General features: G+C 63.1%; 1 protein-coding gene. It reads left to right on the top strand.

Annotation, left to right across the window (positions count from 1 at the left end; genetic code table 11):
• Positions 1-133 precede the first annotated feature (133 nt).
• Positions 134-339 (top strand): BrnT family toxin (locus ACTJI6_RS24285; RefSeq protein WP_440804369.1); only part of this gene is annotated, 206 nt, incomplete at its 3' end.

Raw genomic sequence — 339 nt, 5'->3', positions numbered from 1 at the left:
GGGCCAGATGGCGAGGGCAGCCCTTCATCTGCCACGCCGCTTTAGCGGCAAGGGAGCAGGCTGAAGAAAAGCCTTCCCGGTGGCAGCCGAGGCTCTTACATTACGTTTGTGTAGACATCATCTCTGAGCGTTCATGCAGGTCGCAGGCTTTGACTGGGATGAGGGCAACTGGCCGAAGTGCGGCAAGCACGGGGTCAGCCGCGAGGAGATCGAGGAGGTGCTGTCGGGCACGCCTGCGGTGATGCCCGATCCCTTTCCCGAGGAACCCCGGATGCGGGCCATCGGGACGACCGCAGCAGGCCGGTACGTGTTCCTGGTCTTCATGCTGCGGCAGATCGA

It is taken from the genome of Paracoccus sp. 22332 (assembly GCF_052045125.1).
GTDB classification, from domain to species: Bacteria; Pseudomonadota; Alphaproteobacteria; order Rhodobacterales; family Rhodobacteraceae; genus Paracoccus; species Paracoccus haematequi_A.
The sequence above is the reverse complement of the archived record's forward strand: the minus strand, read 5'-3'. Positions and strand labels throughout refer to the sequence as shown.